Origin of the sequence: Streptosporangium sp. DT93 (genome assembly GCF_049844535.1) — a bacterium.
In the GTDB taxonomy this organism is placed as follows: Bacteria; Actinomycetota; Actinomycetes; order Streptosporangiales; family Streptosporangiaceae; genus Streptosporangium.
On sequence record NZ_JBNCLF010000009.1, the window covers coordinates 23,230 to 45,427 of the forward strand.

The 22,198-nt window shown below is 72.3% G+C and carries 17 protein-coding genes and 2 pseudogenes; 13 read left to right on the forward strand and 6 right to left on the reverse strand.

Annotation, left to right across the window (positions count from 1 at the left end):
* The first annotated feature begins 24 nt into the window (after positions 1-24).
* The 4 genes from ACLQ2R_RS20330 (at position 25) to ACLQ2R_RS20345 (ending at position 3,483) form a co-directional block, all read left to right on the forward strand.
* Positions 25-402 (forward strand): VOC family protein, encoded by a 378-nt coding sequence (locus tag ACLQ2R_RS20330; protein WP_425961651.1) that lies wholly within the window; start codon positions 25-27, stop codon positions 400-402.
* A complete protein-coding gene (locus ACLQ2R_RS20335; protein WP_425961653.1) occupies positions 399-1,727 on the forward strand; it encodes an ABC1 kinase family protein in 1,329 nt (442 codons plus the stop codon). Before ACLQ2R_RS20330 ends, ACLQ2R_RS20335 begins: the two co-directional genes overlap by 4 nt.
* Before the next feature lie 39 nt (positions 1,728-1,766).
* Entirely contained in the window at positions 1,767-2,447 is a 681-nt protein-coding gene (locus ACLQ2R_RS20340; RefSeq protein ID WP_425961655.1) for a winged helix-turn-helix transcriptional regulator, read from the forward strand.
* 205 nt (positions 2,448-2,652) lie between these two features.
* Entirely contained in the window at positions 2,653-3,483 is an 831-nt protein-coding gene (locus tag ACLQ2R_RS20345; RefSeq protein ID WP_425961657.1) for a phosphoribosylaminoimidazolesuccinocarboxamide synthase, read from the forward strand.
* Positions 3,484-3,648: 165 nt separating this feature from the next.
* Here the strand turns inward: ACLQ2R_RS20345 and ACLQ2R_RS20350 are convergent, their stop codons facing one another.
* Positions 3,649-4,458: a PP2C family protein-serine/threonine phosphatase gene (locus ACLQ2R_RS20350; RefSeq protein WP_425961659.1), complete on the reverse strand. Its 810-nt coding sequence runs from the start codon at positions 4,456-4,458 to the stop codon at positions 3,649-3,651.
* Between the two features lie 84 nt (positions 4,459-4,542).
* Here ACLQ2R_RS20350 and ACLQ2R_RS20355 point away from each other — a divergent pair, with 84 nt between their 5' ends.
* The 4 genes from ACLQ2R_RS20355 (at position 4,543) to ACLQ2R_RS20370 (ending at position 9,917) form a co-directional block, all read left to right on the forward strand.
* Complete coding sequence (locus ACLQ2R_RS20355) at positions 4,543-6,462, forward strand: HsdM family class I SAM-dependent methyltransferase (protein ID WP_425961661.1); 1,920 nt, start codon at positions 4,543-4,545, stop codon at positions 6,460-6,462.
* Positions 6,463-6,488: 26 nt separating this feature from the next.
* Entirely contained in the window at positions 6,489-7,382 is an 894-nt protein-coding gene (locus ACLQ2R_RS20360) for a serine/threonine-protein kinase (RefSeq protein ID WP_425961663.1), read from the forward strand.
* Between the two features lie 82 nt (positions 7,383-7,464).
* On the forward strand, positions 7,465-8,088 hold the full coding sequence (locus tag ACLQ2R_RS20365) for a TetR family transcriptional regulator (RefSeq protein WP_425961665.1): 624 nt from the start codon (positions 7,465-7,467) through the stop codon (positions 8,086-8,088).
* Positions 8,089-8,354: 266 nt separating this feature from the next.
* Positions 8,355-9,917, forward strand: a complete 1,563-nt coding sequence (locus ACLQ2R_RS20370) for an FAD-dependent monooxygenase (protein ID WP_425961666.1) — start codon at positions 8,355-8,357, stop codon at positions 9,915-9,917.
* Between the two features lie 246 nt (positions 9,918-10,163).
* On the opposite strand, the pseudogene ACLQ2R_RS20375 reads toward ACLQ2R_RS20370, so the two are convergent.
* Both ACLQ2R_RS20375 and ACLQ2R_RS20380 read right to left on the reverse strand, forming a co-directional pair.
* Positions 10,164-10,634 (reverse strand): annotated as a pseudogene (locus tag ACLQ2R_RS20375) (WYL domain-containing protein); the annotation flags it as partial.
* A 429-nt stretch (positions 10,635-11,063) separates the two neighbouring features.
* Positions 11,064-11,261: pseudogene (locus ACLQ2R_RS20380) on the reverse strand (helix-turn-helix domain-containing protein); the annotation flags it as partial.
* Positions 11,262-11,324: 63 nt separating this feature from the next.
* On the opposite strand from ACLQ2R_RS20380, the gene ACLQ2R_RS20385 reads away from it, so the two are divergent.
* Both ACLQ2R_RS20385 and ACLQ2R_RS20390 read left to right on the forward strand, forming a co-directional pair.
* Positions 11,325-12,641 carry an epoxide hydrolase family protein gene (locus ACLQ2R_RS20385; protein ID WP_425961668.1) on the forward strand — a complete coding sequence of 439 codons (1,317 nt, stop codon included), beginning with the start codon at positions 11,325-11,327 and terminating at the stop codon, positions 12,639-12,641.
* A 102-nt stretch (positions 12,642-12,743) separates the two neighbouring features.
* Positions 12,744-13,649 (forward strand): MBL fold metallo-hydrolase, encoded by a 906-nt coding sequence (locus ACLQ2R_RS20390; RefSeq protein WP_425961669.1) that lies wholly within the window; start codon positions 12,744-12,746, stop codon positions 13,647-13,649.
* A gap of 48 nt (positions 13,650-13,697) precedes the next feature.
* Here the strand turns inward: ACLQ2R_RS20390 and ctaD are convergent, their stop codons facing one another.
* Together ctaD and ACLQ2R_RS20400 are read right to left on the reverse strand one after the other, a co-directional pair.
* Positions 13,698-15,362 carry a cytochrome c oxidase subunit I gene (ctaD, locus tag ACLQ2R_RS20395; RefSeq protein WP_425961992.1) on the reverse strand — a complete coding sequence of 555 codons (1,665 nt, stop codon included), beginning with the start codon at positions 15,360-15,362 and terminating at the stop codon, positions 13,698-13,700.
* A 460-nt stretch (positions 15,363-15,822) separates the two neighbouring features.
* The gene (locus ACLQ2R_RS20400) at positions 15,823-16,929 is read right to left on the reverse strand and encodes an RNA-guided endonuclease InsQ/TnpB family protein (protein ID WP_425961670.1); all 1,107 of its coding nucleotides are present in this window, start codon (positions 16,927-16,929) and stop codon (positions 15,823-15,825) included.
* A gap of 149 nt (positions 16,930-17,078) precedes the next feature.
* Between ACLQ2R_RS20400 and ACLQ2R_RS20405 the strand changes: the two genes are divergently transcribed.
* The 3 genes from ACLQ2R_RS20405 to ACLQ2R_RS20415 all read left to right on the forward strand — a co-directional run bounded on the left by ACLQ2R_RS20405 (position 17,079) and on the right by ACLQ2R_RS20415 (position 20,767).
* Complete coding sequence (locus ACLQ2R_RS20405) at positions 17,079-18,431, forward strand: NAD(P)/FAD-dependent oxidoreductase (protein ID WP_425961671.1); 1,353 nt, start codon at positions 17,079-17,081, stop codon at positions 18,429-18,431.
* 141 nt (positions 18,432-18,572) lie between these two features.
* Positions 18,573-19,538 (forward strand): TIGR03557 family F420-dependent LLM class oxidoreductase, encoded by a 966-nt coding sequence (locus tag ACLQ2R_RS20410; RefSeq protein ID WP_425961672.1) that lies wholly within the window; start codon positions 18,573-18,575, stop codon positions 19,536-19,538.
* A 71-nt stretch (positions 19,539-19,609) separates the two neighbouring features.
* Positions 19,610-20,767, forward strand: coding sequence for an NAD(P)/FAD-dependent oxidoreductase (locus tag ACLQ2R_RS20415; protein WP_425961673.1), 1,158 nt, complete (start codon positions 19,610-19,612; stop codon positions 20,765-20,767).
* A gap of 137 nt (positions 20,768-20,904) precedes the next feature.
* Here the strand turns inward: ACLQ2R_RS20415 and ACLQ2R_RS20420 are convergent, their stop codons facing one another.
* Entirely contained in the window at positions 20,905-21,723 is an 819-nt protein-coding gene (locus ACLQ2R_RS20420) for a hypothetical protein (RefSeq protein ID WP_425961674.1), read from the reverse strand.
* Positions 21,724-22,198 lie beyond the last annotated feature (475 nt).

Here is a 22,198-nt window from a genome sequence, read left to right on the forward strand (position 1 = left end):
CGAACGACGGACAAGGAGCTTCCCGTGGCCGAGAACGCGGCGCGAATCGCGGTGATCAGCGTGAACGTGCACGACATGGACCAGGCTGTGGCCTTCTACACCGACGCCCTGGGGTTCGCCGTCCGCTCCGACGCCGGAGCGCCGTACTTCGTGGAGCTCGTCAACGACGGCCCGCGGCTGGTGCTCCAGCTCGCCGAGCGGCCCGCCAAGGCCGACTACCCGTCGGGCGCGTGCATCATGATCAACCTGGGTGTCGCCGACGTCGCCGCCGAGTTCGCCAGGCTCCGCGAGTCCGGCGCCGAACTGCTCCACGAGTCCCTGCAGGAGAGCCCGGTCGGCCCGTACTTCGGTGTCGCCGACCCGAGCGGCAACGTCGTCGAACTGATCCAGTTCAGCGGGTGACCAGCGTCGCCGCCAGGCCCGCCGGCGCGCTCCCGCGCGTCGGTGGGAGCGCGGTCCCGGGACGCGTCGTCACGGTGACCCGTACGGTGGCCGGTGTGGCCGCCCGCGTCGCCGGCCTGTGGGCCGTCGCGGTCCTGACCGGGCGGCGCCGGGCCCTGCCCGCCGCGACCGCCCGCGCGGTCGCCGCCCGGCTGCACCGGGCCGGCCCCACCTTCGTCAAACTGGCCCAGCTGCTCGGCACCCGGCTCGACCTGCTCCCCGCCGAGCTCTGCGCGGCCTTCTCCCGCCTGTACGACGACGTCCCCGCCATCTCCCCGCGGACCGCCCGCGCGCTGCTGGAGGCCCGGCTCGGCGCCCCGCCGGAGACGGTCTTCGCCCGCTTCGACGCCGAGGCGGTGGCCTCGGGCAGCATCGCCTGCGTCTACCGGGCGACCCTGCTCGACGGCACCGAGGTGGCGGTCAAGATCCGCAGGCCGGGCGTCGAGCGGATCGTCGCCGCCGACCTGCGGCTGCTCGCCTGGGGCACCGCCCTGCTCGCCCGCACCCCGCTGATGCGCGGGCTGCCCGCGGTGGCCGCGGTCCGCCAGATGTCGCAGGCGGTCGCCGGGCAGCTCGACTTCACCGCCGAGGCGGACGCGCTGGTGCGGCTCTCGGCGGCGCTGGAGGCCGTCGAGGGGATCCGGGTGCCGCTGCCGCACCCCGTCCTGGCCGACGCGGCCAGGACCTCCCGCGGGCTGCTCGTGATGGACTACCTGCCCGGCCTGAGAAGGATCTCCCCCGCCGAGCTGGGCCCCGAGGCGTCGGTCCGCGCGGTGGAGACGGCCCTGTCGGGCATCTACAAGATCCTCTTCCTGGACGGCCTGGTCCACTGCGACCTGCACCCGGGCAATCTCTACCCGATGCCCGACGGCACGGTCCAGATGATCGACGCGGGCTTCGTGGTCCGGCTCCCCGAGACGGCGCGGCGGGCCTTCACCGAGTTCTTCTTCCGGATGGGCACCGGCAACGGGCGGCGCTGCGCCGAGATCGTGCTCTCCACCGCCCGGCACCCGGCCGGGCTGGACCCCGCCGCGTTCACCGCCGAGATGGTCGCCCTGGTGGACTCGGTCACCGGCGCCCGCGCCGCCGACTTCGACCTGCTCCGCTTCGCCGCCGGCCTCTTCGAGCTGCAGCGCCGCCACGGGCTGCACGCCGACCCCCTGTTCATCTTCCCGCTGCTCGGCATCCTCGTCTTCGAGGGCGCCATCAACGACCACCACCCGGAGCTCGACTTCCAGGAGCTCGCGATGCCCTATCTGATCCAGGCGCTGTTCACCCGGCGCTGAGCGTCCATCGCTATACCTAACGCGAGTAAAGTCGGCTCAATGAAGGAAGGGCGCAGACACTACGGGCAGTACTGCGGCCTGGCCGCGGCCCTGGACGTGATCGGTGAGCGCTGGACGCTGCTCATCGTCCGCGAGCTGCTGGTCGCGCCGCGCCGCTACAACGAGCTGCTGGCCAACCTGCCCGGCATCGGCACGAACCTGCTGGCCGTGCGGCTGAAGCTGCTGGGCGAGGCCGGGGTGGTGGAGCAGCTCACCTCCGAGCCGGACGGCCGGGCCCGCCGCTACCGGCTGACCGGGCTCGGCCAGTCGCTCCGTCCCACGGTGCTCGGCCTGGCCCGGTGGGGCATGCCGCTGCTGGCCGAGCCGGACCCGCAGGACGAGGTGCGCCCGGAGTGGTCGCTGGTCGCGGTGGAGGCCATGATGGGCACGCCGCCCCCGGACGGCCCCGACGAGTGCTACCAGTTCCAGATCGCGGGCAAGGACGGGCGCGAGGAGGTCTTCCACCTGGAGATCAGGGAGGGGACCGCCCGGCTCACGCCCGGCCGCGCCCCGGCCGCCGACCTGCTCGCCGTCACCGACGCGATCACCTTCGTGGAGATCGGGGCCGGCCGGCTCGACCCGCTGGAGGCCGTCGTGCTGGGCAGGCTCCGCCTCGACGGGGACGCCGGGGCCGTGCTGCGCTGCTGCCGCCTGCTGGGCCTGATCCCGCCGACCTCCTGATCCCGCCGGCCCCTGGTCCCGGCCGCCTGGCCCCTGCCGCCTGGTGCATGCCGCCTGGTGCATGCCGATGGCCCGGCTCGGCGATGCCTCGTCCGACGACGGCCCGACCACCCGGCACGGCGGCCCGGGCGCGTCCAATACGGTGGGCGGTCGATGACCGGTGACCCGCGGGGGGCCGCCGGGCCGTGCGAGAGCAGGGAACGCAGTGAAGCTTCTTCATTCCGGGAAGGTCCGCGACGTCTACGAGGACCGCGGGGACATCGTCCTCGTGGCGTCCGACCGGGTGTCGGTGTACGACGTGATCCTGCCCACCCCCATCCCCGACAAGGGGAAGATCCTCACCAGGCTGTCGCTGTGGTGGTTCGAGCGGCTCGCCGACATCGTGCCCAACCACGTGATCTCGGCGACCGACGTGCCGGCCGAGTTCGAGGGACGCGCCGTACGGTGCCGGCGCCTGGAGATGGCGAAGGTCGAGTGCGTCGCGCGCGGCTACCTGACCGGCGGCGGCCTGAAGGAGTACCGGGCGAGCGGTACGGTCTCCGGCGTGCCGCTCCCGCCCGGCCTGGTCGACGGCTCCCGGCTCCCCGAGCCGATCTTCACCCCCAGCACCAAGGCCCCGCTGGGCGAGCACGACGAGCCCATCTCCTTCGAGGACGTGGTCGCCCTGGAGGGCGCCGAGGCCGCCGGGGAGTTCCGGCGGATCACGCTGGAGATCTACCGGCGCGGGTCGGAGCTCGCCGCCGGACGGGGCGTGATCATCGCCGACACCAAGATCGAGCTGGGGCGGGCGGCCGACGGCACGCTGACGCTCGGCGACGAGGTGCTGACCTCCGACTCCTCCCGCTTCTGGCCCGCCGACCGGTGGGAGCCGGGCCGGCCGCAGTTCTCCTTCGACAAGCAGTACGTGCGCGACTGGGCCACCGGCACCGGCTGGGACCGCACCGGGCCCGCACCCGAGGTGCCCGAGGAGGTCGTGGAGGTCACCCGGGCCCGCTACGTCGAGGCGTACGAGCGCATCACCGGCGAGACCTGGTGAGTCCCGCCGGGACGCGGGCCCGCCCGTCCTGACACACCGCCCGGGAATCAAAGCCCGGGGTCCGAGCCTGGAGCCCGAGGTGTCCGGCCCCGGAGCCCCGGACCCGGAGCCCGGATCCGGCACTCCGGGTCGTGAGGCTCCGGGGTCCGAGGCGGGGCCGGAGGCTCAGGGCTCGGAGGGGAGTCTCCGCTCGGCGGCGGCGCCCACGACGGCCGGGACCGCCTGGGCCGGAGAGGGGGATGCCGCGAAGTCGGCCACGATGCAGGTGATGTTGTCGGGGCCGCCGCCACGGTTGGCCAGGTCGATCAGCCGGCGGACGACCTCGTCCGGGTCGGAGATCTCGGTCAGCGTGTTGAACAGCGTCTCCGGGCCGACCACGGCGGTCAGGCCGTCGGAGCAGAGCAGGTAGCGGTCCTCGGGGAAGGCCTCGCGCAGCGACAGGTCGAGCTCCCCGTCCCCGGTGCCCTCCAGCACCCGCAGCACCATCGACCGGCGCGGGTGCTCGGCCGCCTGCTCCGGCGTGATGCGGCCCTCGTCCACCAGCGACTGGACCAGGGTGTGGTCGTGGGTGATCTGGTAGAGGGCGCCGTCGCGCAGCATGTAGGCCCGCGAGTCGCCCACGTGCGCCAGGGCGAAGGTGGCACCGTCCCAGAGCATGGCGGTCAGGGTCGTGCCCATGCCGCGCAGCGCGGGGTCCTGCTCGCTCATCTCGCGCAGCGTGTGGTTCACGTCCCTGGCGACGCCCTTGAGCGCGGCGAGCAGGTCGACCCCCTCGCCGGGCAGGGTCTCGTCCAGCGACGCCACGGCGGTGACCGCTAGTGAGCTGGCGACCTCTCCACCCGCATGGCCGCCCATGCCGTCGGCTATGGCGAGCAGGCGCACGCTCGCGTAGCCCGAATCCTCGTTCGCCTCGCGCCGGACACCCACGTCCGAGCGGGCCGCGTAGCGCAGTGCCAGTGGTTGGTTCAGTGCCATGAGGGCAGTAAATCATTGGTTGAAGCACTTCACAAGCAAAGTCCTTGTAGACCGTCGCGGCACAGTCAACTACTGTGGCCCTCCATGGAGGAGAGCCAGGAGATCACCGTGAACGCGGGCGACATCGCCCGCCTCGCCGGGGTCGGAAGGGCGGCGGTGAGCAACTGGCGCCGCCGGTACGAGGACTTTCCCCAGCCGGTGGGCGGCACCGCCTCCAGCCCGCTCTTCTCACTGCCCGAGATCTCCGGATGGTTGCGCGCGAACGGCAAGTCGTTCGAGGTCTCGCTCGGCGACCTGGTCTGGCAGCGGATGCGCACCTCGGCCGACGACCTCAGGCTGGGCGAGCTGCTGGCCAGGGTCGGCGCGTTCCTGCTGTTCCTGCGCCGTGAGCCCGCCGACTGGCGTGATCATGGCGTGAAGTCTCTCACCCGGGTGGCCGCGGCCACCACCGATCTTCCCGGCTCCGCCGATCCCCGCCTGGAGGACCTGGCCCTCGTACGGCTGGTCGCCGAGCTCGCCGTCGAACGCGGCGCGCTGGAGGCGTTCGAGTTCCTGTGCGAGCGCTACGTCGAGGCCCACTCCCGGCAGCTCTCGGTGACCAGGGACGACGTGGCCGCGCTGATGGTCCGGCTGGCGGCGGGCGGCGGGGGCGTCGTCCTCGACCCGGCGTGCGGCGTCGGGACCCTGCTGCTGGGCGCGGACGCCGTGAAGCGCCGCAGGACCGTCCTGGCGGGGCAGGAGATCAACGAGACGAGCGCGCTGATCGCGGCGGTGCGGCTGCTGCTCCGCGGCGCCGGGGCGCGGGTCGTCGCCGGGGACTCGCTGCGCGAGGACGGCCTGGCCGACCGGACGGCCGACGCCGTGGTCTGCGACCCGCCGTTCAACGAGCGGGTGTGGGGGCACGAGGAGCTCGCCGGGGACCCGCGCTGGGAGTACGGCCTGCCGCCGCGCGGGGAGTCCGAGCTCGCCTGGGTGCAGCACTGCCTGGCCCGCGTACGGCCGGGCGGACTGGTGGCGATCCTGATGCCCCCCGCCGCCGCCGGCCGCCGTCCCGGCAAGCGGATCCGCGGCAACCTGCTGCGGGCCGGGGCGCTGCGGGCCGTGATGACGCTGGCGCCCGGCGGCCCGGACCTGTGGATGCTCCGCCGCCCCGACGGGGGACGGCCGCCGTCCCGGCTGCTGGTGGTGGACGCCTCCGGGGACCTGTCGGTCGTGGAACCGGCCTGGCGGGCGTACCTGGACGACCCCGAGGCCGAGCCGTCCGGCCACAGCCGCACGGTGCGGATCATCGACCTGCTCGACGACGAGGTCGACCTGACCCCGGCCAGGCACCGCCCGCAGCAGGGCGGCCCGGACTTCCTGCGCGACTTCACCGACGCGCTGGACAGGTTCAGGGCGACCTCGGCCACCCTGCCGGACGCCCCGCCGGCCCTGGAGCCGCTCTCCGAGCGCCAGGACCTGCCGACCACCACGGTGGGCGAGCTGGCCAAGGCGGGCCTGATCACGATCCTGCAGGCGCCGCCCCGGATGTCGTCCGGCGGGGGCCCGCTGCCGGTGCTGACCGCCGACGACACCGCGGCGGGCGTGTCCCCCTCCGGCCGTACCACCCTCGACCCTGCGCTGGTCATGATCAGGCCGGGCGACGTGGTGACCAGCGTGCTGGGCGCGGTCAGGGTGATCACCCAGAGCGGTGCGGCGCTCGGCCCGCAGCTCACGCTCTACCGGGTCGATCCGCAGCGGCTCGACGCGGCGTTCCTGGCCGGTTTCCTGCGCTCGGCCGACGGGACCAGGGTCCACGCCGGCTCCAGCCGCCTGGACGTGCGGCGGGCGCGGGTGCCCATGCTGCCCCTGGCCGACCAGCGGACGTACGGCACGGCCTTCCGCGAGCTGTTCGAGCTGGAGGACCGGCTGCGCGCGACGAGGGCGCTGGGGGAAACGGTGATCCGGCTAGGCTTTGACGGACTGGTCGACGGCCATCTGCGGCCGTGCGACCAAGGGGCGTGACGCCCCGCGCGCCGACGGGAGGGTCGATGGTCATCGGCGACCGATACGTGCTCGACGACCTCCCGCTCGGCCAGGGGGGCATGGGGGCCGTCTACGGCGCCCACGACAGGCACCTCGACCGCAGGGTGGCCGTCAAGTTCCTGAGGTTCCTCACCGGCCCCGACGAGGAGCTCAAGCGCCGTTTCCTGCGCGAGGCCCGCATCCTGGCCAGGCTGGAGCACCCGGGCGCGCCCGTCCTGTACGACTTCGGCACCTTCGACCAGCGGCTGTTCCAGGTGATGCAGTTCATCGAGGGCGTCACCGTGGCCGACGTGGTCAGCGAGCACGGCCCGCTGCCGGTGCCGTGGGCGGCGGCGATCGCCGCGCAGGCCTGCGCGGTGCTGACGGCCGCCCACGCGCTCTCCATCTACCACCGCGACCTGAAGCCGACCAACCTGATGCTCTGCCCGGACGGGAGCGTGAAGGTCCTCGACTTCGGCCTGGCCGTGCTGCGCGAGGCCGACTCGGCCCAGTTCACCCGGGTGGGCCAGATCCTCGGCACCCCGTCCTACATGGCGCCCGAGCAGATCCAGAGCGGCCTGTCCGGCCCGCGCAGCGACCTGTACGCCCTCGGCTGCGTGATCCACGAGATGCTGACCGGACGTCAGCTGTTCACCGGCCTCACCGAGTACGCCGTGTTCGAACGCCAGGTGAAGGAGCGCCCGCCCCGGGTGACCGGGGTGCCGCCCGCGCTGGACCGCCTCGTCGCCGAGCTGCTGGAGAAGGACCCCGACAGGCGCCCCTCCGGCGCCGACGTGCTCTACGAGCGCCTGCAGCCCTTCGCGGTGGACCTGCCCATGCTGCCGGGCTTCCTGCACCCGTCGTCGGTGCCGAGCCCGGGACGGATGTACGCGCGGATGGTCGGCCGCGTCCTGGCCTGAGCCCCGGCCCGCCGAGGGTCAAAAAAATGTGCCGATGTGGAAATCTTGCCGTCGCGGCAAATTTTGGGCTACGGTGGGTCCCATGGACGACGGAGCGGTCCCCGGTCTGCGCGAGCGCAAGAAGCGGGAGACCAGGGACGCGCTGAGCTGGGCGGTCATCCGGCTGAGCGTCGAGCGCGGCTGGGAGAACGTGAGCGTGGAGGACGCCGCCGCGGCGGCGAACGTGTCGGTGCGCACCTTCCGCAACTACTTCTCCGGCAAGGCCGAGGCCGTCGTGTCCCGTCACGCCGAGCGCATGCTCCGCTTCGCGGACGAGCTGCGCGGCCGCCCGGCGGACGAGCCCCTGGAGCAGGCCGTCAAGAACGCCACGCTGGCCCGGCTGGGACCGCCGCCGGAGGCCACCGTCGACCGGGCCCCCAGCCGCGAGTGGACCGACGGCGTGCGGCTCATGCTGGCCGAGCCGGACGTGCAGGGCGAGTTCCTCAAGGCCATGGCGTCCGCCCAGGCCGAGATGGCCGCGGTCGTCGCCGAGCGGACCGGCACCGACGTCGCCCGCGACCTCTACCCGTCCCTGGTCGCCGCCGCCACCGGCGCCGCCGTCTCGACGGCCATGGAGCACTGGCTGCGCGCCGACCCGCCCGTCCCCTTCGGTCCGCTCGTCCGCGAGGCGCTCGACCGGCTCTGGGCGGGCCTGCCCGTCCCCTGACGATCCCCCCGAAACCACCGATGACCTCGATGTGACCCCCGATGCCCCCCCCGATGACCCCGTGGAGCCCCGGCGGGATGCCACCGGCGTCCTCGGGGACCCGCTGAGACCCACGCCCGTTCCCCCGCCGGGTCGCCTCACCGCGCCCGCCGTCCCACCGTGCCCGGGACCTCGTCGTGCCCGGGACCTCGTCGTGCCCGGGACCTCGCCATGCCCGGGGCCTCGCCATGCCCGGAACCTCACCATGCCCGGAACAGGGAGACACAATGATCAACGATGTCGTCATCGCCGGAGCGGGACCCAACGGCCTGATGCTGGCCTGCGAGCTGAGCCTGGCCGGCGTACGGCCGATCGTGCTGGAACGCCTGCCCGAACCCGGAACCGAGCGCCGGGCCAACGGCCTGGTCGGCCAGGTGGTGAGCATGCTCGACCGCCGCGGCCTGTACGAACGGCTCAGCGGTGACACCGAACCCCCGCTGCCCGTCCCCCGCTTCGTCTTCGGCGCGCTGCCGCTGGAACTGGCCGGCCTGGAGGACAACCCGCTCTTCACGCTGCTCGTCCCCCAGGCCCGCGTCACCCAGGTCCTGACCGACCGTGCCGTCGAGCTCGGCGTGGAGATCCGGCGCGGGCACGAGCTCACCGGCCTGTCGCAGGACGACGAGGCCGTCGCCGTCACCGTCACCGGACCGCGGGGCGCCTACCGCCTCCCGGCCCGCCACCTGGTCGGCGCCGACGGCGGGCACAGCCTCACGCGCAAGCTGTCCGGCATCGCGTTCCCCGGCGTGACCAAGGACGACACGGTGTCCAGGACCGCCGACGCCCGCCTGCCCGCCGAGTGGCTGGACCAGGCCACCGGGGCCCTGCACGTGCCGGGCTACGGCGTCCTGCCGCCGTTCGCGCACCATCGCAACGAGCGCGGCGTGTTCGTCTTCGCCACCCCTCCCGGCCGGCCCCCGCTGGTGAGCACCATGGAGTGGGACCCGGCCGGGGACGGCGACGGGCCGATGACCCTCGACGAGATGCGGGCGAGCGTACGCCGCGTGCTCGGCGTCGACGTCCCGCTCACCCCACCGGACGGTGACGGCCCGCATCTGCTGCGCAGGCGGGCCGGCGGCAGCACGCGCCTGGCCGAACGGTACCGGGACCGGCGCGTGCACCTGGTGGGCGACGCCGCCCACGTGCACGCCGCCATCGGCGGGCCCGGCCTCAACCTCGGCCTGCAGGACGCGATCAACCTCGGCTGGAAGCTCGCCGCGGAGATCCGCGGCGACGCGCCGCCCGGGCTGCTGGACACCTACGAGAGCGAACGGCGGCCCGCCGCCCGCCGCGTGGTCATGCACACCCAGGCGCAGTCGGCGCTCATCGCCCCCGGCGGCGACGTCACCGCGCTGCGCGAACTGTTCGCCGAGTTGCTCGGCGACCGGCACACCGCCGGGCGCATCGCCGCGCTCATGGCCGGCTCCGACGTCCGCTACGACATGGGAACGGCCGCGACGCACCCGCTGGCCGGCCGGTACGCCCCCGATCTCGTCCTGCGCACCGGGGCCGGAACGGTCCGGCTGGCCGACCTGACCGTGACCGCCCGGCCCCTGCTCATCGACCTGACCGAGGACGGCCTGCCGGCCGGGGCGGCACCCGAGGGGGTGGAGGTCGTCACCGGGCGAGCGGAGGACGCCCCCGCCACGGCCCTGCTCCTGCGTCCCGACTCCTACGTGGCCTGGGCGTCCTCGTCGCCGCGTCCGGACACCGCCGAACTGGACGGGCTGCGGGCCGCCGCGGGCCGCTGGTCATCACCCGGAACCACATTGTCTGGCTCTACCTGCCGGTGATCTTCGACATCGAGATCACCGAGGCCCGCCGCGGCATGCCCTACCGGTAGGACGACGCCTACGGCGCCCGGCTGGGCGTGATGGGCCGGGCCGACGGGCGGGTGCGCTGGTTCGACGTGGACCCGTGCCACGTCTTACGTCGGCAACGCCCGGGAGGACACCGCCGGCCATGTCATCCCTGGCCGCGTCCCCCTTCCTGCCTCACCCCCGGCCGCGTCACCCCTGACCGCGTCGACGCCGGTCGCGTCAGTCCTCGCCCAGGGCGCGCAGGCAGCGGACGGCCTGGGCGCGCAGGGCCTCGGCCAGTTCCGGTGGACCGCTGACCAGGGTGAAGGCGGTGTCCACCGATGTGATCATCCAGACCAGCGCGGACGGGGTCTCGGCGCCGACGTGCAGCAGGCAGCTCACCTCGTCGACGGCCTCGACGACGCCCATGCCCGGCCACACCCGGTCGGCCACGGTCTCGGCGGACTCGTGCAGCGTGACCGTCGCCTGCACCGGCCAGGCCCGCGACGACAACCTGCGCGCCAGGTAGGCCGCGACGTCGCCGTCCGGCGGCGGCCGGGGCGCGAACCGCGGGCCGGTGGGGGTGCGGGGGGTCAGCCGGTCCACCCGGAAGGTGCGCCAGTCCTCGCGGCCGGTGTCCCACGCCACGAGGTACCAGTGGCGGCCGAAGCTGACCAGGCTGTGCGGCTCGACCGACCTGACCGTGCTGCCATCACCGCCACTGCCGCCACCGCCGCCGCCACTGCCGTCGCCACCGCCACCTGCACCGCCTGCACCGCCTGCACCGCCTGCACCGCCTGCACCGCCTGCACCGCCGACGGTCCCGCGCGGCGCGGCGTAGTCGAAGCGCAGCCGTTCGCGGCGGCGGCAGGCGTCGGCGATCGCCATCAGCGTGTCCGGGCTCACCGGGGGCCCGCCCGTGCCGACCCGGACGGTCGCCGTGTGCAGCGTGTTCACCCGGTGGCGCAGCCGGGAGGGCAGCACCTGTTCGAGCTTGGCGAGCGCCCGCAGGGAGGTCTCCTCGATCCCGGCGACCGGGCCGCCCGCCGCCGTACGCAGGCCGACCGCCACGGCGATCGCCTCGTCGTCGTCGAGCAGCAGCGGCGGCAGCGACGCGCCCGCCCCCAGCCGGTACCCGGCGGTGCCCTGGTCGGCGTGCACCGGGTAGCCGAGCCCCCGCAGCCGCTCCACGTCCCTGCGGACCGTACGCCCGGAGACGCCCAGGCGACCGGCGAGCTCGGCGCCGGACCACTCGGGGCGGGTCTGCAGGAGCGACAGCAGCGTGAGCAGCCGCGCCGAGGTCGTTGGGGACGCCTGGGACGCCGGGGGCTCTGTCATGCCGTCAAGAATGTCACGCGCTTAGGAGCGATCCCGTCCTAAGCGGCTGGCAGATTCACCGGCATGACGAACACCTCGCACGAGGACGTGCGCCCCTTCCGCGTGGACATCCCGCAGTCCCGGCTCGACGACCTCAGGACGCGGCTGGCGGGCACCCGCTGGCCGGACGAGCTGCCCGGGGTCGGATGGAGCCGGGGAGTGCCCGTCGCCTACCTCAAGGACCTCGCCGAGTACTGGCGGACCGGCTACGACTGGCGGGCGCACGAGGCCGCGCTCAACGAGCACCCGCAGTACGTCACGGTCATCGACGAGCAGAACGTCCACTTCCTGCACGTACGCTCCCCCGAGCCGGACGCCGTCCCGCTGGTCCTGCTGCACGGCTGGCCGGGCGGGGTCGTGGACTTCCTCGACGTCATCGGCCCGCTCAGCGACCCCCGTGCCCACGGCGGCGACCCCGCCACGGCCTTCCACCTGGTGGTCCCGTCGCTGCCGGGCTTCGGGTTCTCCACGCCGCTGGCCGGGCCGGGCATGAGCGCGACCCGGATGGCCGGGATCCTCCTGCGGCTGATGGAGCGGCTCGGATACGAGCGCTACGGGGTCCACGGCTACGACACCGGCGCGTGGGTCGCCCCCCAGATGGGCGCCCAGGCCCCCGACCGCGTGATCGGGATGCACGTCAACGCCCTGCTGACCTTCCCGATCGGTGCCGAGGGGGAGATGGACGGCCTGACCGAGGTCGAGCAGCGGCGCCGGCGGGCGATGGAGAACTTCAACGACGGCTACTTGCAGTGCAACTCCAAGCGACCCCAGACGGTGGCGTACGGGCTGCACGACTCGCCCGTCGGCCAGCTCGCCTGGATCGTGGAGAAGTTCAAGGAGCTGACCGACCCCGAGGAGGGGCTGCCCGAGGAGAGCGTCGACCGCGACCGCATCCTGACCGACGTCTCGCTGTACTGGCTGACCGGCACGGCCGGTTCGTCGGCGCAGATCTACTACGAGGAGATCTCCGCGAACGCGTGGGGCGGGACCACCGGCGACACCGACGCCGACGCGTGGGGCCAGACCTCCGGTGACACCGACACGAACGCGTGGGGCGGAACCGCCGACCACACCGACGGCGCCGAGTCCTCCGGTACGGACGGCGCAGGCACAGGCGGAAGCGGCTGGGGCGGGGACGCGGGCGGCTGGACCCCGCAGCGCGGGACGGTGCCGACCGGCGTGCTGGTCTCCGCCCACGACGTCACCATCCGGCGCTGGGCCGAACGCGACCACAACGTGGTGCGCTGGACCGAGCTCGGCAGGGGCGGTCACTTCCTCTCGATGGAGGCTCCGGACCTGCTGGTCGGCGACGTCCGCGAGTTCTTCGCGAAGCTTCGCTGAGACGGTCCTCCACGGGGACGGGGACGGGGACGGGGACGGGGACAGGGACAGGGACGGGGACGGGGACGGGGACGGGGACGGGGACGGGGCAGAATACGTCCCGTGGAAGGACGATGGGTCGAGGTGGCCGACCGGGTGCTGGTGCGGCGGTACGACGAGCTGGACCTGTCCGTGGGGCTGGTCGTGGGCGAGGGCGGTTGCCTGGTCGTCGACACCCGCGGGGACGAGCGGCAGGGGGCCGAGCTGGCCGCCGAGGTCCGGCGGATCACCGCCGCCCCCTGGACGGTGGCGATCACCCACTCGCACTTCGACCACGCCTTCGGCACCCGGCCGTTCCTCGGTGCCCCCGTCTGGGGGCATCCGGGCTGTCGCGCCGACCTGATCGGTGACGGTGACCGCGCCAGGCGGCAGTGGGCCCGGTACTACCGGGATCTGGGACGCGCGGACATCGCCGGCGACATCGAGGGGACCGAGATCGTCCCGCCGGACCACCTCGTGACCGGCCGGACGGAGCTGACCGTCGGTGGCCGCCGGATCGTCCTGGCCCACCTGGGCCGCGGTCACTCCGGCAACGACCTGGTGGTCCACGTGCCGGACGCCGGCGTGGTCTTCGCCGGGGACCTGGTGGAGAACGGCGCCCCGCCCGCCTACGAGGACGCCTACCCCCTGGAATGGCCCGCCACGGTCGCCGCCCTGCTCGCCCTCCCCGTCACACCCGGCGCCGCGGCCCCCGAGAGCCCCCGTCCCGGCACACCCGGCGCCGCGGCCCCCGGGAGCCCCCGTCCCTGCACACCCGGCGCCGCCCCGGCGGTCGCCTTCGTCCCCGGTCACGGCGATCCGGTGGACCGGGCGTTCGTGGCCGCGCAGCAGGCGGAGATCGCCGCCCTCGCCCGGCTGTGCGAGGAGGTGTCCGCGGGCCTCGCCTCCCCCGCCGACGCCGTGCGCCGGTCCCCGTACCCCGAGGAGACCACCCGGATCGCCCTGCGCCGCGCGACGGCTCCCGGCTGACGCGGCGGGGGGCGGCGTACGGGACGGACGGATCTCCCGCAAGGACGGTCAGATCTCCTCGGAGGGCTCGGTCGGGTCGAGCTGGCGCGGTTGCATCGCCGCCCTGGGGTGGTGCAGGTCGAAGGCGGGGCGTTCGGAGCGGATGGAGGGGATCGACAGGAAGTTGTGCCGGGGCGGCGGGCAGGAGGTGGCCCACTCCAGCGAGTTGCCGTACCCCCAGGGATCGTCCACGGCCACCCGCTCACCGTGCCGGGCGGTGTACCACAGGTTGTAGATGAACGGCAGCGTCGAGGCGCCCAGCAGCAGCGCGCCCAGCGAGGAGATCACGTTCAGGCCGGTGAAGCCGTCCAGCTGGCTGTAGTCGGCGTAGCGGCGCGGCATGCCGCGGGCGCCCAGCCAGTGCTGGACCAGGAAGGTCGTGTGAAAACCGATGAAGAGCGTCCAGAAGTGCCACTTGCCCAGGCGCTCGCTGAGCATCTTGCCGGTCATCTTGGGCCACCAGAAGTAGAACCCGGCGAACATGGCGAACACCACGGTGCCGAAGACGACGTAGTGGAAGTGCGCGACCACGAAGTAGGAGTCGTGCACGTGGAAGTCCAGCGGCGGCGAGGCCAGGATGACGCCGGTCAGGCCGCCCAGCAGGAACGTCACCAGGAAGCCGATCACGAACAGCATGGGGGTGTGCAGGACGATGTGGCCGCGCCACATGGTGCCTATCCAGTTGAAGAACTTCACCCCCGTGGGGATGGCGATGAGGAAGGACATGAAGGAGAAGAACGGCAGCAGCACCTGGCCGGTGGGGAACATGTGGTGGGCCCACACGGTCATCGACAGGCCGGTGATGGCGATGGTGGCGCCGACCAGGCCGATGTAGCCGAAGATGGGCTTGCGGCTGAAGACCGGGATGACCTCGGTGATGATGCCGAAGAACGGCAGCGCGATGACGTAGACCTCCGGATGGCCGAAGAACCAGAACAGGTGCTGCCACAGCAGCACCCCGCCGTTGCGCGGGTCGAAGATGTGCGCGCCGAACCTGCGGGTCGCCTCCAGGCCGAGGAGCGCGGCGGCCAGCACCGGGAAGGCCATCAGCACCAGCACGGCGGTCAGCAGCGTGTTCCAGGTGAAGATCGGCATGCGGAACATCGTCATGCCGGGGGCCCGCATGCAGATGATCGTGGTGATGAAGTTGACCGCGCCCAGGATCGTGCCCAGGCCGGACATCACCAGTCCCATGATCCACAGATCGCTGCCGTACTGGGGGGAGTAGGAGGCGGTCGACAGCGGCGGGTAGCCGGTCCAGCCGAAGTCGGCCGAGCCCCCGTCGGTGAAGAACCCGGCACTGGCGATCAGCCCGCCGAAGAGGAACAGCCAGAAGCTGAGCATGTTCAGCCGGGGGAAGGCGACGTCGGGGGCGCCGATCTGCAACGGCATGATCACGTTGGCGAACCCGGCGAACAGCGGGGTGGCGAACAGCAGCAGCATCAGCGTGCCGTGCATGGTGAAGAGCTGGTTGTAGTGCGACTGGCTGACGAGCTGCATCGCGGGCTGGGCGAGCTCGGCCCGGATGATCAGCGCCATCAGCCCGGCGAACAGGAAGAACAGGAACGCGGTGATCAGGTACATGTACCCGATCACCTTGTGGTCGGTGCTCGTGAGCCAGTTCACGACGATCGAGCCCGGCGCGCTCCTGCGCGGCGCCAGCGGTGAGGTCAGCGGTTCCTCACGCGACCGTTCGGAGGTCGTCACGGCTCACTCCCTTCGGACCGGCTCGTCTCACGACAGGTCGCGTCAGCTCGTCTCACGGCAGCATCCGCCCCGCACCGCCCTGCCCCCGGCCATCCCCCGGCGGGACGGCTCCCACTCACCCGCCGCGCCATCTTGTACGCGCTCTGACCTGCGGATTACCACCCCCGTACCGGCGCGGGCCCGGCCGCGTCCCCGCGGGGCACCGGCGGGGCCGCGCGGGACAGGAGGACCGGCCCGTCGCGCTTGACCGGGGGGCATACAGGGAACGCCGCTGGAAACGGATCGTCGAAAGGAGCGACCCTGTTGACATCCTCCCCTCCCTGAAGGGAGGAGATTCCCACGGTCGCCCGTGAGGGTTCCTGCTTCACCGCCGACCGCCCGTCAGAGAGGACTCTCGTTGAGGTCTTACGTCAGCTCCACAGGCGTTTCATCTCTCCGCCGGCCCGGCGGCGAGGATGTTCCTCGCGGCGTTCACGTCCCGGTCGTGAGAGGCGCCGCAGGCACACACCCACTCTCGGACGTTCAGCGGCATGGACCGCTGGAGGGCGCCGCACGCCGAGCACAGCTTCGAGGAGGGAAACCAGCGGTCCACCACCAGCACCTCCCGCCCGTACCAGGCCGCCTTGTACTCCGGCATGGTGCGCATCTGACGCCAGGAGGCATCGGAGACGGCGCGGGCCAGGGTGTGGTTCCTGACCAGGTTGCGCACGGTGAGGTCCTCGATCACGACCGTTTGGTTCTCACGGACGAGACGCGTGGTGACCTTGTGCAGATGATCACGCCTGCGGTCGGCGATGCGGGCATGCACCCGCGCGACCTTGAGTTTCGCCTTGGCCCGGTTGGCCGACCCCTTCTCCTTGCGGGCGAGGCGCCGCTGCGCCTTGGCCAGTTTCCTGCGGTCGGCCCGTTCATGCCGAGGGTTGACGATCTTCTCCCCGGTGGAGAGCGTCGCCAGCGCCGTGATCCCCGCGTCCACGCCCACCGTGGCGGTCGTCGGGGGAAGCGGAGAGATGCGGTCCTCACACAGGATCGACACGAACCACCGCCCGGCCGCGTCCCTCGACACCGTCACCGTGGACGGCTGCGCCCCCTCGGGCAGCGGACGCGACCACACCACCTTCAACGGCGCGTCCATCTTCGCGAGAGTGAGCTGCCCGTCCTTCCAGCGGAAGGCGCTACGGGTGTACTCCGCGCTCGCGCGGGACTTCTTCCTGGATTTGAACGTCGGGTACCTGGCCCGTTTGGCGAAGAAGTTCGCGAACGCCGCCTGCAGGTGGCGCAGCGCCTGCTGGAGCGGAACCGACGACACCTCGTTCAAGAACGCGAGCTCCTCGGTCTTCTTCCACTGCGTCAGCGTGGCCGAGGACTCCACGTAGGAGACCTTGCGGCCTTCGATCGTGTAGGCGTGGCTGCGGTGTTGGAGGGCTTTGTTGTAGACCAGGCGAGCGCAGCCGAACGTGCGAGACAGCTCCGCTGCCTGCTCGTTCGTCGGGTGGAAGCGGAACCTGAAGGCCCGCTTCACGATCTGCGCCATGCCTCACACGATATGGCAACGTCAGCTAGGTGCTGGATGGAACGGGGGAAGCGGGTCGTGCGGGTCCAGGCACGCTCAGGCGCCACAGCGCCTTCCCGCTCCCTTTTCCTCCCCGGCCTGAAGGCTGGAGTATCCACGAAAGGTATCCGATGACCAAGCGACAGCGAGTCGTCGTGATCGGAGGAGGGTTCGCGGGCTTCACCGCCGTCCGCACGCTCTCCAAGATCGCCAAAGGTGCCGTCGAGATCGTCCTGATCAACCCGACCGACTACTTCCTCTACCTGCCCCTGCTGCCGGAGGTCGCGGCGGGGATCCTCGATCCGCGCAAGGTGGCGATCCCGCTGGCGGGCGAACGTCCCGGTGTCCGGCACCTGCTCGCCACGGTGGAGGGCGTCGACCTCGACGCCCGCCGGGTGAGGTGCGTCGACTCCGAGGGCGGGCGCCGCGAGCTGGGGTACGACCGCCTGGTGGTCACGGTCGGCAGCGTCAACAAGCTCCTGCCCGTGCCCGGCGTCGCCGAGCACGCCCACGGCTTCCGGAGCATCGCCGAGGCGATCTACCTGCGCGACCACCTGATCCGCCAGATCGAGCTCGCCGACACCTCCACCGACCCCGAGGAGCGCCGGGCGCGGTGCACCTTCGTGGTGGTCGGCGCCGGGTACACCGGCACCGAGGTGGCGGCGCAGGGCCAGCTGCTCACCCGGGACCTGCGCGACGCGCGACCGCACCTGCGCGACCAGCCCCTGCGCTGGATCCTCGCCGACATCGCCCCGCGCGTCCTGCCCGAACTCGACGAGCACCTGTCGAGGACGGCGCACCGGACCCTGGAGGGGCGGGGCATGGAGATCCGCACCGGGGTCGGCGTGGCCGAGGCGATGCCGGAGGGCGTCAGGCTCACCGACGGGGAGTTCGTGCCGACCCGGTCCCTGATCTGGTGCGTCGGCGTGCGGCCGGACCCGATGGTGGAGTCGCTGGGACTGCCCACCGAGCGGGGACGGCTGCTGGTCGACGAGTACCTGAGGGTGCCCGGCCACCGGGGGGTCTACGCCTGCGGCGACGCGGCCGCCGTGCCCGACCTCACCCGGCCGGGCGAGTACACCCCGATGACCGCCCAGCACGCCGAACGCCAGGGCAGGCGCGTCGCCCACAACATCGCCGCCTCCTACGGGCACGGGCGGCTGCAACCGTACCGGCACGGCGACCTCGGGTTCCTCGTCGACCTGGGCGGCGCCTCCGCGGCCGCGAACCCGCTGGGCGTTCCGCTGTCGGGCCTGGCGGCCAAGATCGTCACCCGCGCCTACCACCTGCTCGCCGTCCCGCACGGCCGGGGACGGATCGCCGGGAGCTGGCTGCTGGACTTCATGCTGCCCCGCCAGACCGTCCAGCTCGACATGGTCCCGGCCTCGGCGGTGCCTCTCGTCTGCTGCGAACCCGAACGGCCCTCGGTGCTCAGCGGATCGGCGGCGAGCACGAACGGCTCTCCACACCGAACGGACCGATGACGAGCACCACCGGCTCTCCACACCGAACGGACCGGTGACGAGCCCGGACGGCTCCCAACGCCGAGCGGGTGAAGCGTAAAAGAGGACGAATTTATCGGTTCCCCGGGCGATGGGGGCGAGGAGCGGGGTAGGGGGCCGGGTATGGCAAAGATCGGTTACACGATGATGTGCGAGCAGACGCCCGCCCGGCAGCTCGTCGAGGATGTGGTCACGGCCGAGCGGATCGGCTTCGACTACGCGGTCATCTCCGACCACTACTTCCCGTGGCTGGAGGAGATGGGACACTCGCCGTACGCCTGGTCGGTGCTCGGCGCGGCGGCCCAGGCCACCCGGAGCCTGCCGCTGATGACGTACGTGACCTGCCCCATCATGCGCTACCACCCGGCGGTGGTGGCGCAGAAGGCCGCGACCATGGGCGTGCTGACCGAGGGGCGCTTCACGCTGGGTCTGGGCGCCGGGGAGAACCTCAACGAGCACGTGGTGGGCCAGGGCTGGCCGTCGGCCGACACCCGGCACGGGATGTTCAGGGAGGCCGTCCAGATCATCCGGGAGCTGTTCGAGGGCGGCTACGTCACCTACCGCGGCGAGTTCTTCGACGTCGACTCGGCCAAGCTCTTCGACCGGCCGGACCGGCCCGTCCCGCTGGCGATCGCCGCCTCGGGCGGGCAGTCGGGCCGGATCGCCGCCGAGCACGGGGACGCGCTGGTCGCGACGGACCCCGACGCGGACCTGGTGAGCCTGTTCGCCGCGGAGGGCGGCGCGAACAAGCCCGTCTACGGCCAGCTCCCGATCTGCTACGACCCCGACCCGGAGGCCGCCAAGGAGCGGGCGCACCGGCTCTGGCGCTGGTCGGTGTCCGGCTGGAAGGTCATGTCCGAGCTTCCCGCCCCGGTCAACTTCGACGCCGCCGCCAAGACCGTGCGGCCCGAGGACGTGGCGGAGAAGGTGCCGTGCGGCTCCGACGTGGACGCGGTCGTGGAGGCGTTCCGCGCCTTCACCGACGCCGGTTTCACCCACGTCGCGCTGGTCCAGATCGGTCACGAGCACCAGGGCGCGTTCTTCGACTGGTCGGAGAGGGAGCTGCTCCCCGCGCTGCGCCGCCTCTGACGTCCGCCGCGCGCGAGGACCCCGGGCATGCGGAAAGGTTCCGGCCGGGCGTACGGGGAAGGCTCAGCGGGGTGGACGACGTCTGGGATCTGGTGGTGGTCGGCGGCGGGCCCGCCGGGGCGGCGGCGGCGCTGCGCGCGAGGCAGCTACGGCCGGACGCGCGGGTGCTCCTGCTGGACCGGGCCGACTTCCCGCGCGACAAGGCCTGCGGCGACGGCATCGCCGCGCACGGACGCGACGAGCTCGCCCTGCTGGGGCTCCCCGACCTGATCGCCGACTACCGGCCGACGCAACGCCTGGCCGTGGTCTCCCCCGGCGGCGCGCGCGTCTCGGCCACCTCGGCCCGGCCCAACCACGTCGTCCCCCGCAAGGTCTTCGACGCCCGCCTCGTCGACGCCGCCCGGGCCCGCGGCGTCGAGGTCCGCCGTCACCAGGTCCGCTCGCTGGTCGCCGGGAACGGCCACGTCGTCCTCGACGGCACCGTCACCGCCCGCGCCGTGGTCGCGGCCGACGGCGCCAACTCCACCGTCCGGCGCCTCATCGGCGTCCCGCCGTCCCCCGACCGGCACACCGCGATCGCGGTGCGCGGCTACGCCGACGTGCCCGCCGACGACGACGTGCAGTCCATCTTCATGCAGCGGGACGGGTGGCCCGCGTACGCGTGGTCGTTCCCGATCGGCGACGGCACCGCCAACATCGGCTACGGGATGCTGCTTCCCCGGTTGCACGCCACCGGCCTGCCGGGCCGCGAGGTGCTGCACGGCCGGCTCGCCGAGCTCCTGCCCGGCCTGCGCGCCCGCGACCTGCGCGCCCACCACCTGCCGCTCTCCCCCGGCCGGCCCAGGCCGGGTTCGGGACGGGTCCTGCTCGCCGGGGACGCCGCCGGGCTGATCAACCCGCTCACCGGTGAGGGCATCTACTACGCGCTCGTCTCGGGCCGGCTCGCCGGGGAGGCCGCGGTGCGGGCGGCCGGCGATCCGCTGCCGGCCTACCGGCGCGGCCTGGGCAAGGCCCTCGGGCGGCACCTGCGCACCACCGACGTGCTCGCGCTGGCCTCCCAGCGGCCCGGGTTCATCGACGCGGCGATCGACACCGCGGCCCGCCGCAAGGAGGTGTTCGACCTGCTGGTCGACGTGGGCCTCGGCGCGGGCACGGTCCCGGTGCCGCTGGCTATGGCCGTACTGCGCCGCTGGGCCCTGAACGGCGTCCGGCGGCAGCGATCCCGGTGAGGATGCCCGGTACGTCACGCGCGTTTCCCGACGACGCCCGTTCGTGCCCGTGAGCCGCCGTGTTCGAGCATCGACGAGGGGGACACGAGCCGATCGGCGTGCTCCGGAAGGTCTCACCGTGCCCGGTCTTCCGGCGCTCACAGGCCGGAAGCGATCACCCGCCCCCACCAGATCACCGCGAGCACGAGCAGGATCTCCAGCCCGTACACGATGTTCTGGCCGGTGGGGCCGAAGAGCGCGAAAGCGGCGGCGGCCAGGAGGCAGCCCACCGTCAGGAGGGCGTCGAACACGAAGAGGACCAGGGCCGCCACGAGCCGGACCAGGAACCAGACGAATCCGATCCCGAACCACTTCCCCATCGTCGAGTCGTCGTATGCCCAGGTGGACAGCGACATGGGCGTGTACAGGGAGGACGCCCAGTACTGCTGCCACCGTGTCACGATGTCGGCGGGGCGCTCCTGGACGATGACCCTCGACCCCGTGAACTCGATCGTCAGAACCGTGCCCGGGGTGACGTCGATGAGCACCTCGCGATCGACGACCTTTACGGAGGCCCTCCCGTGCACGCGAGTCCTGAACTCGCCCGCCCCGCTTCTGACCTCGTAGATATGATCCCGTCCCGCCACCGACCCGTCGCCGGAACCGTTCGCGTCCCGAATGATCACGTAGACGGCGTCACTCCTCCGATTTGGGATGTTGTGTTTCGCGCTGATCGAAAAGACGCCCACCGGAGTCACCAGAGTGCTTTCGCCGCTGACCTGTACCTCTCCGGAGCCGTTCATCGTGAACTTCACGGGGATGAACAGCGGCCGGTACGAGCCCTCGATCGCGGAGGCCGAGCAGCCGGTCAGGACCAGGAGCACCAGCAGGAGACCGGGTATCGTGACGGGCGCACCGGCCCGTGCGCGTCGAGGCGTGACCAGCCGAACCGACGGAGCCGTGATCATTTCTGCCATGGAGCCCTTTCCGTTTTCCTTGTCCCGGTCACAGCATCCGCAACCGGGACACGCTCCCGATCCGCGAAATTCGATCCAGTGCGACCACAGAGGGAAACGAATCAACGAGGCACCGAGTTTCAGATCATAAATTCGGATATCACATGCCACAGCTACACATAAAATTGGATATCCGAAACAATCTGGAGCTCCAACGACAAGAAATAGAATTGTCGACAAAAATCATAAAAGCGTAATAAGTAGTAAAACGTCCCCTTCGAGAGGCCGCGTCTGTACGGGAGCCCGGCGGCGCAAGACCGTCCCACACGAGCCCCCGGGCCCCCGAGCCCGCGCGGACTCCTCGGTACGCGGAACCAGCCTCCCGCGTGGAATTTTCATCGCGGGACGAGTCGGGCCGAGGGCACCGGAAAGATCGTCCTGCCCGCCCCGAGGAGAGGTCCGGCCAGCTCAGTACCCCTGTGACGGCGAGGCCCCC